This is a genomic window from Maritimibacter harenae (assembly GCF_009882975.1).
Taxonomy (GTDB): Bacteria; Pseudomonadota; Alphaproteobacteria; order Rhodobacterales; family Rhodobacteraceae; genus Maritimibacter; species Maritimibacter harenae.
This window is the reverse complement of sequence record NZ_WTUX01000017.1, coordinates 318,493-331,363: the sequence shown is the minus strand read 5'-3', so window position 1 is coordinate 331,363 and position 12,871 is coordinate 318,493. Positions and strand designations below refer to the sequence as shown.

13 protein-coding genes are annotated in these 12,871 nt (G+C 65.7%); 5 read left to right on the top strand and 8 right to left on the bottom strand.

Annotated elements, in window-relative coordinates; all coding sequences use genetic code 11:
• Window positions 1-40 precede the first annotated feature (40 nt).
• The 5 genes from GQE99_RS14070 (at window position 41) to GQE99_RS14050 (ending at window position 5,455) form a co-directional block, all read left to right on the top strand.
• Window positions 41-1,837, top strand: a complete 1,797-nt coding sequence (locus GQE99_RS14070; protein ID WP_161352263.1) for a PHA/PHB synthase family protein — start codon at window positions 41-43, stop codon at window positions 1,835-1,837.
• Window positions 1,838-1,979: 142 nt separating this feature from the next.
• Window positions 1,980-2,423, top strand: a complete 444-nt coding sequence (locus GQE99_RS14065; RefSeq protein ID WP_161352262.1) for a phasin family protein — start codon at window positions 1,980-1,982, stop codon at window positions 2,421-2,423.
• Between the two features lie 195 nt (window positions 2,424-2,618).
• Window positions 2,619-3,182: a polyhydroxyalkanoate synthesis repressor PhaR gene (phaR, locus tag GQE99_RS14060; protein WP_161352261.1), complete on the top strand. Its 564-nt coding sequence runs from the start codon at window positions 2,619-2,621 to the stop codon at window positions 3,180-3,182.
• 39 nt (window positions 3,183-3,221) lie between these two features.
• Complete coding sequence (locus GQE99_RS14055; RefSeq protein ID WP_161352260.1) at window positions 3,222-4,181, top strand: LysR family transcriptional regulator; 960 nt, start codon at window positions 3,222-3,224, stop codon at window positions 4,179-4,181.
• Between the two features lie 80 nt (window positions 4,182-4,261).
• Complete coding sequence (locus GQE99_RS14050) at window positions 4,262-5,455, top strand: MFS transporter (RefSeq protein WP_161352259.1); 1,194 nt, start codon at window positions 4,262-4,264, stop codon at window positions 5,453-5,455.
• Window positions 5,456-5,513: 58 nt separating this feature from the next.
• Here GQE99_RS14050 and GQE99_RS14045 read toward each other — a convergent pair whose 3' ends face one another.
• From GQE99_RS14045 to GQE99_RS14010, 8 genes are all read right to left on the bottom strand, one after another.
• Window positions 5,514-6,731, bottom strand: coding sequence for a DegT/DnrJ/EryC1/StrS family aminotransferase (locus tag GQE99_RS14045; protein WP_161352258.1), 1,218 nt, complete (start codon window positions 6,729-6,731; stop codon window positions 5,514-5,516).
• A 119-nt stretch (window positions 6,732-6,850) separates the two neighbouring features.
• The gene (locus tag GQE99_RS14040; protein WP_161352257.1) at window positions 6,851-8,212 is read right to left on the bottom strand and encodes a glutamine synthetase family protein; all 1,362 of its coding nucleotides are present in this window, start codon (window positions 8,210-8,212) and stop codon (window positions 6,851-6,853) included.
• Window positions 8,212-8,889 (bottom strand): type 1 glutamine amidotransferase, encoded by a 678-nt coding sequence (locus GQE99_RS14035; RefSeq protein ID WP_161352256.1) that lies wholly within the window; start codon window positions 8,887-8,889, stop codon window positions 8,212-8,214. The genes GQE99_RS14040 and GQE99_RS14035 overlap by 1 nt, the downstream gene beginning before the upstream one ends.
• A 119-nt stretch (window positions 8,890-9,008) precedes the next feature.
• Window positions 9,009-9,815 carry an ABC transporter permease gene (locus GQE99_RS14030; protein ID WP_161352255.1) on the bottom strand — a complete coding sequence of 269 codons (807 nt, stop codon included), beginning with the start codon at window positions 9,813-9,815 and terminating at the stop codon, window positions 9,009-9,011.
• Entirely contained in the window at window positions 9,812-10,696 is an 885-nt protein-coding gene (locus GQE99_RS14025; RefSeq protein ID WP_161352254.1) for an ABC transporter permease, read from the bottom strand. Before GQE99_RS14025 ends, GQE99_RS14030 begins: the two co-directional genes overlap by 4 nt.
• 39 nt (window positions 10,697-10,735) lie before the next feature.
• Window positions 10,736-11,467 (bottom strand): transporter substrate-binding domain-containing protein, encoded by a 732-nt coding sequence (locus GQE99_RS14020; RefSeq protein WP_161352253.1) that lies wholly within the window; start codon window positions 11,465-11,467, stop codon window positions 10,736-10,738.
• A 24-nt stretch (window positions 11,468-11,491) separates the two neighbouring features.
• Window positions 11,492-12,271, bottom strand: coding sequence for an ABC transporter ATP-binding protein (locus GQE99_RS14015; RefSeq protein WP_161352252.1), 780 nt, complete (start codon window positions 12,269-12,271; stop codon window positions 11,492-11,494).
• Window positions 12,272-12,401: 130 nt separating this feature from the next.
• The gene (locus GQE99_RS14010) at window positions 12,402-12,836 is read right to left on the bottom strand and encodes a tellurite resistance TerB family protein (protein WP_161352251.1); all 435 of its coding nucleotides are present in this window, start codon (window positions 12,834-12,836) and stop codon (window positions 12,402-12,404) included.
• Window positions 12,837-12,871: the final 35 nt, after the last annotated feature.

The following is a 12,871-nucleotide window of genomic DNA, read 5'->3' as shown; positions in this document are numbered from 1 at the left end:
ATGCTGCAAGTGCAAAGCACGATAGGGTGGAATATTCTGCATGGCAACGGACGAAGTGAACACGCGGGAAAGCACCGAAAAGCTTCAGAAAAACATGGAACGGATCGAGGAGCTCTCCGAACGCTTCGCTGCTGCACTTGCGAAAAAGCAGGCGATTCGACCTTCACTTCAGGGCCCCGGCCAGGACTTCTACGTCAAGACGATGGGCGCCTACTGGTCGGAAATGATGCAGAACCCCGGCAAGGTGCTCGAAAACCAGGTCGAGTACTGGGGCAAGACGCTCAAGCACGCCGTCGAAGCACAGCAGGCGCTGTTCACGGAACATGCGCCGCCCGAGGACATGACCGGCCCCGATCCGCGCTTTCGCAACCCGCTGTGGGAGTCGCACCCCTATTTCAACTACCTCAAGCAGCAGTACCTGATCACGTCCGAGGCGATGCAGGAGGCGGTCGAGTCGCTCGAGAACCTCGATGACCGGGACCGGCGGCGGGTGACGTATTTCACCCAGCAGATCATCGACCTGATGTCGCCCACGAACTTCCTGGCGACCAACCCCGACGCGCTGGAGCACGCGATCCAGACCGAGGGGCAGTCGCTGGTCGACGGGCTCGAGAACATGATCCGGGACCTGGAGGCCAACGACGGCGAACTGGTCGTCACGCTGTCCGACCCCGACGCCTTCAAGGTGGGCGAGAACCTGGGCACGGCCGAGGGCAACGTGGTCTTTCGCAACCACATGTTCGAGCTGATCCAGTACAAGGCGCAGACCGACAAGGTCTACGAACGCCCGCTGGTCATCTTCCCGCCCTGGATCAACAAGTTCTACATCCTCGACCTGAAGCCGGAAGACAGCCTGATCCGCTGGATCGTGGAGCAGGGTTTCACGCTCTACGTCGTGTCCTGGATCAACCCGGATGCGAGCTATGCCGACACCGGGCTCGAGGATTACGTCGAGGACGGCTATCTCACCGCGATCAACGAAGTGCGCGCGATGACCGGGCAGGACAAGGTCAACGTGGTGGGCTACTGCATCGCGGGCACGACACTGGCGCTCACCCTGTCGCTTCTGAAGAAGCGGGGCGAGGATCCGATCCATTCCGCCACCTTCTTCACCGCGCTCACCGATTTCTCGGACCAGGGCGAAGTGGGGGTGTTCCTCGACGACGATTTCGTCGACGGGATCGAGGCGGAAGTGGGGGACAAGGGCGTTCTGCCCTCGATCTTCATGTCGCGCACCTTCAGCTTCCTGCGTTCGCGCGACCTGATCTACGGCCCCGCGATCAAGTCCTACATGATGGGCAAGGCGCCGCCCGCCTTCGACCTGCTCTACTGGAACGGGGATTCCACGAACCTGCCCGGGCGCATGGCGATGGAGTACCTGCGCGGCCTGTGCCAGCAGGACAAGTTCGCGGGGGAGGGCAAGGGCTTCCCGCTTCTGGGTACGCGGCTCCGGATCGAGGACGTCGACGTTCCGATCTGTGCCATCGCCTGCGAAACCGACCACATCGCGGCCTGGCGCAGCTCCTACCGGGGCATGCGCAAGATGGGGTCCCAGGACAAGACGTTCATCCTGTCGGAGTCGGGGCACATCGCCGGCATCGTGAACCCGCCGGCCAAGAAGAAGTACGGCCACTACACGAACGAGGACTGGCCGGAAGCGCCGGAGGACTGGCAGGCCGGCGCCACGCGCCACGACGGCACCTGGTGGGGCCGCTGGGGCAAGTGGCTCGCCAAGCGTTCCGGCAAGAAGATCGAGGCCCGCGAGGTGGGCGATTCGGACCATCCGCCGATGGAAAAAGCCCCCGGAACCTACGTGATCGGCTGCCCAAAGGTCTGATCCAAAAGGATTTTCCGTCTCCAGCCGCAATTTATGCTGCAGTGCAGAAAAAGTCTTGATTTTCTGCACTGCAGCACGCATATTCTTTGCACACGCAGAAATTCACCCCGGGGTCAATCTCGGGAAGACTGGAGACAGACCAATGGCCAAAGCCACCAACGACTACACCAAGATGATGCAAGACATGATGGGCTCGTTCCCGATGGACATGTCCGCCTTCGAAGGCGCGATGAAGTCCAGCCAGGCGTTCGGCGAGAAGATGACGAAAGTCGCCCTCGAAGCCGCTGACAAGTCGACCGAAATCTCGACCGCCTGGACCAAGACGACCATCTCGAAGATGGGCGACCTGTCGTCCACGAAAGCCGACCCGGCCGACTACACCAAAGCCATGACCGAGTTCGCTTCGGCCCAGGCTGAATCGGCCGCCGAGCACATGTCGGCCTTCGCCGAAGTCGCCAAGAAGGTCCAGATGGACACCGTCGAGCTGATGCTCGCCGCTGGCAAGGACATGGGCGAAGAAGCGTCGAAGAACGTCAAGAAGGCCACCGACGAGGTGTCCAAGGCGACGAAAGCCGCTTCCAAGTAAGGATTTCTTGGCCGGCCTCCTCCTCCCTGCCGGCAAGAACACCCTGGCGGGCCCCGACGGGCCCGCCTTTTTTGTGCGCGAACCCCGTGCACGCATCCCGTTCCCATGAAGGCTTGCTTTTCGTTTCTGCACTGGCGTAGTGTTTTTTCTGCGCCGGCAAAGTAACCTGCGCCGTCAAAGAGTTGGGAGGACCACGTGGCCGAAAGCACAGAACCGCTCCTCATCAAGCGCTACGCGAGCCGACGGCTTTATAACACCGAGACTTCGGACTACGTGACGCTCGAAGACATCGCCGGGTTCATTGCCGAGGGGCGCGAGGTTCAGATCGTCGATCTCAAGTCGGGCGACGACCTGACGCGGCAATACCTTCTCCAGATCATCGCGGAGCACGAAAGCCGGGGCGAGAACGTCCTGCCGGTCGACGTGCTGACCGATCTCGTGCGCAGCTACACCACGCAGGCGCAGTCGATCGTGCCGCAGTTCCTGGCCAATTCCTTCGAAATGCTGCGCCAGCAGCAATCGCAGATGATGGAGAACATGCAGTCGATCCCGAACCCGATGTCGCAGATGCCCGGGTTCGACGCGTTGCAGGCCCAGCAGCAGGCTTTCATGAAAGCGATGATGTCGAGCTGGCCGGGCGCGGCCTCGGGCCCGCAGCCGGACGAGGGCGACGAGAGCGCCGGCTCCGACAAGGGCGAGGAGCTCGACGAGATCAAGAAGCAGCTCGCCGACCTGCAGAAGAAACTCTCGGGGCTGTAATCCCGGCCCCGGCACCGGTCACCGCACGTGGAGCGAAACGTGGGAGAAACGACGGGCCGCATCACGTTGTGGGGGGTCGAGGTCTTCGCGGCCATCGCCGATGAACGCTCGATTTCCGCGGCCGCGCGGCGGCTGGGGGCCAGCCCCTCGAGCGTGAGCCAGCAGCTTGCCAATCTCGAAACCGCCGTGGGCACGTCGCTGATCGACCGGTCGGCGCGACCCCTGACATGCACGCCGGCAGGCGAGCTGTTCCGCCGCAGGGCGCTCGCCATCCTGAACGAGGCCGAGCAGGCAAGGGCCGAGCTTGCCGCGGCCGACATGACGCGCCTCAGCCGGTTCCGCATCGGGATGATCGAGGATTTCGATGCCGACGTAACGCCCGCGCTTCTGACCGAGCTTGCGCATGATTGGCCGCGCACGCAGTTCCTGCTGGAAACCGGCGCCTCGCACCGCCTGTTCGACCAGTTGGAGGCGCGCGCGCTCGATCTCGTCGTGTCGGCGGACATGGGCGAGGCGGCCGAGGGGCAGGAGGTTCACCCGCTTCTCGAAGAGCCTTTCGTGGCCGCCGTCCCGCGCGGGCGGTTGGGCGAGAACCGGCTCGAAGAGCTGCGCGCGCTCCCGCTCGTTCAGTATTCGGCGCGCCATTTCATGGGCCGCCAGATCGCCTCGCACCTCGCCACGCAGGACCTGCGCCTGAGCCACCGGTTCGAACTCGACAGCTACCACGCGATCCTGTCGATGGTCGCCGCCGGGGCCGGGTGGACGATCCTGACACCGCTGGGCGTGCTCCGCGCGCAGCGGTTCGTTGGCGATGTCGACATCATCGAGCTGCCGTTCCCGACCTTCACGCGCCGCATCACCCTGACCGCGCGACGCGGCGTGCTGGGCGATCTGCCGGGCGACGTGGCGCGGCGCATGAAGCGTCACCTGGGCGAAATGATCATCACGCCGTTCCACGAACGCATGCCGTGGCTTGCCGACAAGATGCGGGTGCTCTGAGCGAGAGCCCGAGGGCAGGTTGAACATCCGCCCGGACTGCCGCGTTTCCCCTCCGAACGCCATGCGACCGAGGGGGCGCGATGTTGACCGATGCCCAACGCCTGTCCGCTGCCGGGTTCGCGGCCACCGCCGTGAGCTTCGGGCCTGCGCGCATGGGCTTCGGTCTTTTCGTGCCGGAGTTCCAGGCGGCGTTCTCGATGTCGTCCACCGCCGTGGGACTCGTCTCGAGCCTCGGCTTCGCGGGCTTCCTCGTCGGGCTGCTCATCGCGCAGGTCCTGCTCGAGCGCCGGGGACCGGCGATCCCGGTCGTGAGCGGGCTTGCCGCGGCGACACTCGGCATCTTGACCATCGTGCTGGCCCCTGGCGTCTGGGTGCTCGCCCCGGGCGTCTTCCTTGCCGCATCGAGCGCCGGGTTCGCCTGGACGCCCTTCAATGACGCCGTTCACCGCAAGGTGCGCGAGGTCGATCGCAAGACGGCCCTGTCCGAGATCAGCACGGGCACCAGCGCCGGGATCGCCGTTGCCGGCCTCATCGCGCTCGGCATGGCGTTCGCCGGATTCGGCTGGCGCCTGTGCTGGACGATCTTCGCGGTGGGGTCCGCGCTGGCACTCCTGGCGAACTGGGCGGTGCTGCGCGGGATCGACAAGTCGCAGGATCCTCCCCCGAAGCACGGGTGGCGCGCGCTTCTACGGTGGCCGGCCGCCCCTCTTTTCGCCGTGGCCTTCGTTTTCGGTGTCACGTCCGCGATCTACATCTCGTTCGCCGCCGACGCCTTCGCGCGGGCGGGCGTGCCCGGCATGCCGGGCGGCACCACGCCGGCGCTGGTCTTCATATTCTACGGCTTCTTCGGGCTCGCGGGTCTTGCCACCGGACGGATACGCGACCGGATCGGGCTGACCGCGCTCCTGCGCCTGCTCATGCTGGCCGGGGCGGGGTCGCTGGCATCCGTCGGGCTCCTGTCCGGGGGGTGGGCGGGACTTGTCCTGTCGGCGGGTCTCCAGGGCATGAACGTGATGATGACGAGCGCCGTGCTGGCCATCTGGTCCGAACGGCTGTTCCCCGGCTGCCCGTCGCGCGCCTTCACGGCGGCGCTGCTGGCCACCGCGGCGGGCAACCTGTCGGGGCCTGCGCTGGCGGGGCTGGTCGTCGACGGGCCGGGCTTTGCCGTGATGTTCCTGGGCGCCGCGGTCCTGCCCATCGTCACGGCCATCGCGCTGCGCGCGCGCTTCGTGGTGGATCAGCCGGCGCGGTTTGCCGACGGCCTGACGGCCTGAGCGCGCATGAAAAAGGGCCGCCCTGCGGGACGGCCCTTCGCCTTTTCCGTGGCGCGCCTTACTCGGCGGCGACCGAGGCGGCCTCTTTGACGTCCGCCGCCGCCGCGATCAGCGCATCGGCGATGAAATCCAGTTCCGGCTTCTTCAGCCGGACGGGCAGGCGGGTGTCGCAGGCCTTGGTGAGCATCTGGTCGGTGCCCGGCAGCGGACCCGGGTCGCCCAGGAAGCCCCAGTTGCGGTAGGCGCGCGCGTTGTCGGTGTGCAGGCCGAAGACCTGCACCGATACGCCGCGGGCCTTGGCGGCGTCCATGAAGGCGCGGGTTTCGGCCTCGGACATCCCCACGAGGTTGAACTGGATCGAGTCGGGCGCGCGGGTCTCGGGCGCCAGCGCGGCCGGCACGTCGATCCAGGGGCTCGTGTTGAGCTTCTCGGCCACGTAATCGTGGTTGCGCAGCCCGTCGGTCACCCGGCGCTCGAGTTCCGGGATCTGGGGCCGGATCACGGCCGCCGACAGGTTCGACAGGCGCGTGTTGTAGAGCGGCAGCTTGTTCTGCCAGCGCGCGAAGGCGTCTTCGAGTTCCGAGGTGTTGTCGCCGTGCGGGCCCTTGTGCTTCTTCCAGTTGTGCTCATACGCGCCGGACATGATCACGGCCCGCGCGATCACGTCGGGATCGTCGGTGATCAGGACACCGCCTTCACCGGCGTTGAGCATCTTGTAGGACTGGAACGAGAAACAGCCGATCTTGCCGATCGTGCCGATCTTCTCCCCGTGCCAGAGCGTGCCGAGCGAGTGGGCCGCGTCCTCGACCACGGGCACGCCCTTGGCGTCGCAGAGCGCCATGATCGCGTCCATGTCCGACGTGTGGCCGCGCATGTGGCTGATGATGACCGCCCCGATCTCGTCCGTGAGCTTGGCTTCGAAATCGGTCATGTCGACGCGGTAGTTGTCCTGCACGTCGACCAGCACCGGCACGCAATCCGCGTGCACGACCGAAGAGGGGACCGCGGCGAAGGTGAACGCCGGGATGAGCACCTTGGTGTCGCGCGGCAGGCCCAGGGCCTTCAGCGACAGAAAGAGCGCGGCAGAGCAGGAGCTGACGGCCAGCGCGTATTTCACGCCCATCATGTCGGCGAATTCCCGCTCCAGCAGCGACACCGGCGCGTTTTCGGGCGCGGTGTAGCGGAACAGGTCGCCGGATTGCAGCAGCCGGTCGATCTCGGCGCGGGCGGCCTCGGGGATCGGTTCGGCGTCGTATACGTTGGGGCCCAGGGTCATGCTCGTATCCTTTTCGGTTTTCCCGAAGATGATATTCGGGAAAACTGTAACACCGGCATGAAAGCCTGCAAAGAAAAATAAGCGGGGGCCCCGGTCGGGGTATCCTGACCGTCCTGGCGTCAGACGTTGAGCAGCAGGTGCTCGCGTTCCCAAGGGCTGATGACCGACAGGAAGCCCTCGTATTCCGTACGCTTCACGATGGAATAGACGCGGGCGAATTCGGGTCCCAGAATCTCGTGCATGTCCGTGGCCGCATCGAAGAGGTCGAGCGCGGACCACAGGTCGCGCGGGATCGCCTCGTCCCCGTCGTAGGCGTCGCCGCGGAACTGCGGCTCGGCGCGCGTTTCGTTCATCATGCCCAGGTAGCCCGCGGCGAGCGAGGCGGCCATCGCGAGGTAGGGGTTGGCGTCCATGCCGGTGAGCCGGTTCTCGATCCGGCGTGCGTCGGGGCCGGAGATCGGGATGCGGATGCCTGTCGTGCGATTGTCGCGGCCCCATTCGAGGTTGATGGGGGCCGCGTTGTCGCGGACGTAGCGCCGGTAGCTGTTCACGTAGGGCGCCATCACGGCGATCACGCCGGGCAGGTGGGTCTGAAGCCCGCCGATGAAGGTGAAGAAGGCATCCGTGTCGCCGCCGTTGGGGCCCGAGAAGATGTTCTTGCCGGTCTCGAGATCCGCCACCGAATGGTGGATGTGCATCGCGCTGCCCGGTTCCTCCGCGATCGGCTTGGCCATGAAGGTGGCGAAGCAGTCGTGGCGCAGCGCGGCCTCGCGGATCAGGCGCTTGAAGAAGAACACCTCGTCGGCAAGCTTCACCGGGTTGCCGTGGCGCAGGTTGATCTCGAGCTGACCGGCCCCGCCTTCCTGGGTGATGCCGTCGATCTCGAAGCCCTGGGCCTCGGCGAAATCGTAGATGTCGTCGATCACCGGTCCGAACTCGTCCACTGCCGTCATGGAATAGGCCTGGCGCGCGGCGGCCGGGCGGCCCGAACGCCCCATCATGGGCTCGATCTTCTTGGCCGGGTCGAGGTTGCGCGCCACGAGGAAGAATTCCATCTCGGGCGCCACGATCGGTTTCCACCCCTGCTTGTGGTAGAGGTCGACCACGCGCTTGAGCACGTTGCGCGGCGAGAACGGGATCGGGTCGTCGTTGCGGTCATAGGCGTCGTGGATCACCTGGAGCGTCCAGTCCCCGGTCCAGGGCGCCGCGCTCGCGGTGGACATGTCCGGCTTCAGGATCATGTCGCGCTCGATGAACCCCTCGTCGCCCGCGGCCTCGCCCCAATCGCCCGTGATGGTCTGGTAGAAGATCGAATCCGGCAGGTGGAAGTAGTCCTGCCGCGCGAACTTGGCGGCCGGCACCGCCTTGCCGCGCGCGATGCCCGGCAGGTCGGAGATGATGCATTCGACCTCGTCCAGCCGTCGGTTTTCCAGGTAGGCGCGCGCGGCGTCAGGGAGGGTAGCGGTCCAGTCCTTGGCCATCACTTGGCCCCTTTCTTGAGAAACTCCGCCATGCGCGTGGCGAGCTCGGCGCTGTCGGTGGGCTGGTGCAGGCGCTCGCGCGCGCCTTCCACGAGTTCGCCCGGCACGGCGGCCGAGCGGTGCTCGATCAGGCCCGCGACGACATCGCGGTCGAATTCCGGGTGCGGCTGGACCGTGAAGATCGACTTGCCGATCACCATCCCGGCGTTCTTGCAGAAATCGTTCTCCGCGATGACCTGCGCGCCCGGGGGCAGTTCGGTGACCTGGTCCTGGTGCCAGGCGTTGAGCGCCAGCTCACCGTCGCCGAAGTCGTAGACCTGGCGCCCGACCGACCAGCCGCCGCGGAATTTCTCGACCTTGCCGCCAAGCGCCTGGGCGATGATCTGGTGGCCGAAGCAGATGCCGACCATCGGCCGACCGCTTTCCGAGATCTCGCGGATCAGCCGCTCCAGCGGCGCGATCCACTCATGCTCCTCGTAGGCGCCGTGGCGCGAGCCGGTGATGAGCCACCCGTCAGCCGCGTCCGCGCCCTCGGGGAAGTCCCCGTCGACCACGTTCCAGGTGCGGAAGGTGAAGCCGAAGCCCGCGAAGAGCCGTTCGAACATGTCCGCGTAATCGCCCGTCTGGCCGACGAGCGCGTACGGCATGTGGCCGGTCTGAAGGATGCCGATGAGCATGATGCCTCGATTTGATCAAATTTTGGCGCGAGCCTACCGGAGGTCCGGCGGGGCGGCAAGCGGGGTCTTGGGGGCGCATCGCGCGGGGGGTGCAATCGTCCCCCGACCGAGGTGTCCGGTCAGCGCACCAGCATGGGGCGCAGGCGCATCTTCGGCCGCCGGTCCTGCGGGAGGTGGCGCGTCAGGCGCCGGTTGATCGCGCCGAAGACGCCGATCACGCAGAGCGTCAGCAGGATGAAATAGAAGGCCAGGATCGGGTAGGGGACGAAGGGATTGAAGGTCTTGTCCGCGAAGTAGCTGGCATAATAGAGCGCGTCGCCGCGTTGCTGCCAGGCGGGAAAGCCCGAGAAGAAGACCAGCGCGGTGGCGTGGAAGAGGAAGATCGCCTCGTTCGTGTAGGCGGGCCAGGCCAGGCGCAGCATGGTGGGAAAGGTGATCCGGCGGAAGCGTTTCCAGCCCATCAGGCCGTAGGCATCCGCGGCCTCGAGGTCGCCCTTGGGGATCGCCTTGAGCGCGCCGAAGAAGATCTCGCCGGCGTAGGCGGAGGTGTTGAGAAACAGCACGATGAGCGCGCCGAGCCAGGCGGAGGTGAACGGGTCGAAGACGGGGTGGACCGATTTCAGCGACAGGAACGCGAAATATGCGAAGAAGAACTGGATGAAGAGCGGCGAGCCGCGGAAAAGGAAGATGAACCATTCCGCCGCCTTGCGCAGGAGCGGGTTGTGCGCCGCCTTTCCGAGCGCGACCGCGATCGACAGGAAGAAGCCGAAGGCCAGCGCCAGGACGCCGAAGTAGATGTTCCACAGCATGCCCGACCCGATCAGGGTGAACTGCTGGCACAGCGTGAAGTCGGAGCGCGGCAGGAGCCTTTCACCGATGCCGAGCGAGCGCAGGCCGTAATCCGCGATGGTTTCCCAGCAGCTCATGCGGCGGCCTTTCTCTGGGCTTCGCCGCCCGAGGTCGCCTGGCCGTGGCTGAGGCGGGTCATGAGGCGGTCGAGGGCTACCTCGGAGACCTTGGTGAGCAGCAGGTAGAACACGAGCAGCGCGCCGAAATACCACATGCGCCAGTCGCCGTGCGGATAGTCCGAGAAACGCGCGGTCTTGGAACCGCCCAGTTCGCGCGCCCAGTAGACGATGTCCTCGACGCCAAGCAGGAACAGAAGCGGGGTGGCCTTGATGAGGATCATCCAAAGGTTCGACAGGCCGGGCAGGGCGTAGAGCCACATTTGCGGCACGAGGATGCGCCAGAAGGCCTGGCGTGACGAGAAGCCATAGGCCTCGGCGGTTTCCATCTGCGCGTGCGGGACCGAACGCATGGCGCCGAAGAGCACGTTCGCCGCGAAGGCGCCGAAGACGATGGCGAAGGTCAGGACCGCGAGCGCGAAACCGTAGGTCTCATGCACCCATTGCGGCGAAGACGACAGCGGCAGCTTGGCCGCGTCGCACACGACGAAATCGCTCCCTTGGCGGATCGGCTGGCCCCAGTCGGGGCACTTCACCTGGTGGCGCAGCCACTCGAACGCCTGGTCGAGCGCGATGACGAAGAAGAGGAAGAAGGCGATGTCGGGCACGCCCCGCACGATCGAGGTGTAGCTCTTGCCCAGCCAGCGAAACGGCGCGACGTGCGAGCGCGCGGCGCTGGCGCCGAGAAAGCCGAAGGCGAGCGCGACGGGGGCCGTGATGACGAGCAGGAGCATGACAGTCCCGAAGGACTGGTAGAACAGCAGGTGCTTGCCGTTCGTCAGGTAACAGGCCAGCCAGTTGAGGCCCGTCAGCGTTTCTGGGTCAGCGCAGCTTGCGAACATGGGAAGTCAGGGCGGGCCGAAGCCCGCCCCGTGTCCGGATCAATAGGGCGCTTCCATCCCGTCGAACCACTTCTCGATGAGCGTGTTCACGGTGCCGTCTTCCTTCAGCTTGGCGATGGCCGCGTCGAGCTTTTCCTTGAGCTCGGTGTCGCTTTCGCGCACGCCCATGCCGATACCGCCGCCGAGCATGACGTCGCCGCCCGAGAAGACCAGGTCGGCGTCTTCCGCGACGATCGGCTCGAGGAAGGACTTGTCGGCGAGCACCGCGTCGGCCTCGCCGCTGCGCAGGGCCGCGATGGTTTCATCCGGCGTGGCGTATTCGACCAGCTGCGCGCCGTCCATCGAGGCCACGTGGCTGGCCTGGATCGTGCCGGTCTGGGCCGCGATCACGCCGGTGCCGTCGAAGCTGTCGGACATGGCGGCGAAGGCCGAGGGGTCCGGCGGGAAGTAAGCTTGCGTGAAGTCGATGACCTCGTCGCGCTCGTCGGTGATCGACATGCCGGCGATGATCGTGTCGTAGTTGCCCGAAACGAGGTTCGGGATGATCGAATCCCACTCGTTCGTCACCCATTCGCAGGTGAGTTCGGCGGTTTCGCAGATCGCGTCGCCAAGCTCACGCTCGAAACCGTCGACCTCGCCGTCATCGTTGAGGTAGTTGAACGGAGGGTAGGCGCCTTCGGTGCCCATGCGCACCGTCATCGAATGGCTCTCGGCCATCGCCATGCCTGCGGTCATCGCGAGCGCGGCGGCGGAAAGGACGATTTTTTTCATCAGTGTAGCTCCCTTGCTGGTTCTTTATGCCGGCGCGGTGGCGGACAGGAACTGCCGCAACCGTTCCGATTTGGGGTTGGAGAAAAGCGCCTCGGGTGGCCCTTCCTCCTCGATCTTGCCCTGGTGGAGAAAGATCACGTGTTCGGCCACGTCGTGGGCCATGCGCATGTCGTGCGTGACGATGATCATCGTGCGTCCCTCGGCGGCGAGAGCCTTGATGACGCGGACCACTTCCTGTTCGAGCTCGGGGTCGAGCGCGGAGGTGGGTTCGTCGAAGAGCAGCGCCTTGGGTTCCATGCAGAGCGCGCGCGCGATGGCCGCGCGTTGCTGTTGCCCGCCCGAAAGCTGTGCCGGGTAGGCGTCGCACTTGTCGCCGATGCCGACCTTGTCGAGATAGCCGCGCGCGGCCTCCTCGACCTCGGCCCTGGGGCGGCCCAGCACCGTCATCGGCGCCTCCATGACGTTCTCGAGGATCGTCATGTGGGACCACAGGTTGAAGGACTGGAACACCATCGACAGGTTCGTGCGGATACGCGTGACCTGCGCCCGGTCGGCGGGCCGGCGGTGAGCGCCGGTGCCGGTCCAGCGGATCGGTTCACCCTCGAAAAGGATCTCGCCCGACTGGCTGTCCTCCAGAAGATTGCAGCAGCGCAGAAGCGTCGACTTGCCCGAGCCGGACGAGCCGATGAGCGAGATCGCGTGGCCGCGCGGGGCCGAAAGGCTCACGCCCTTCAGCACCTCGAGGGCGCCGAAGCTCTTGTGCAGATCGCGGATTTCTATGACGGGCGGTTGCTCGGTTTGCACGACATTTGGTCACATGGTTGCAAGGCCCGAGTAAGGACGACATCGGGGCTGTTTGCAATGATTGATTGACCCTTCGGACGTCGCATGGGCGCTGCCGTGGGGGAAAGTGCCGGGAAATCGGGCAGCGCGGTCAGCCCGCGGCGCGTTGGCGCGCCAGGTGGGAGTCGCGGTCGGACACACCCAGGAACTTGGCGATGAGCCGCATCAGCGCGTCTTCCTCGTCCGCGCGGTCGCCGTCGGCCATCACCACGCGCCAGGCGGCAGCGACGACGCTGTTGCGATCCTCGTAGGGCACCGCGTTCTTGATCGCCTCGGTGAAGCGGAACGTGTCGGGGGCCTGCGCCTCGAGCTCGGCGGCGTGATACATCAGATCCTGCGCGAGCTCCGGCGTCAGCTCGTAACGCTCGGCGACGATCTGGCGGATCTGGTCCTGCTCAGCGTCGTCGTAATGGCCATCGGATTTCGCGATACGGACGAGCAGCGCGGTCAGCGCGACGCGCGCGTCCTCGGCGGGGAGTTCTTCGGGCTGTGCGCCGAAGAGCGATTTCATCAATCGGTCGAACATGATCCTCACATAATCCGGTCGTGGCGCGCTTTCCA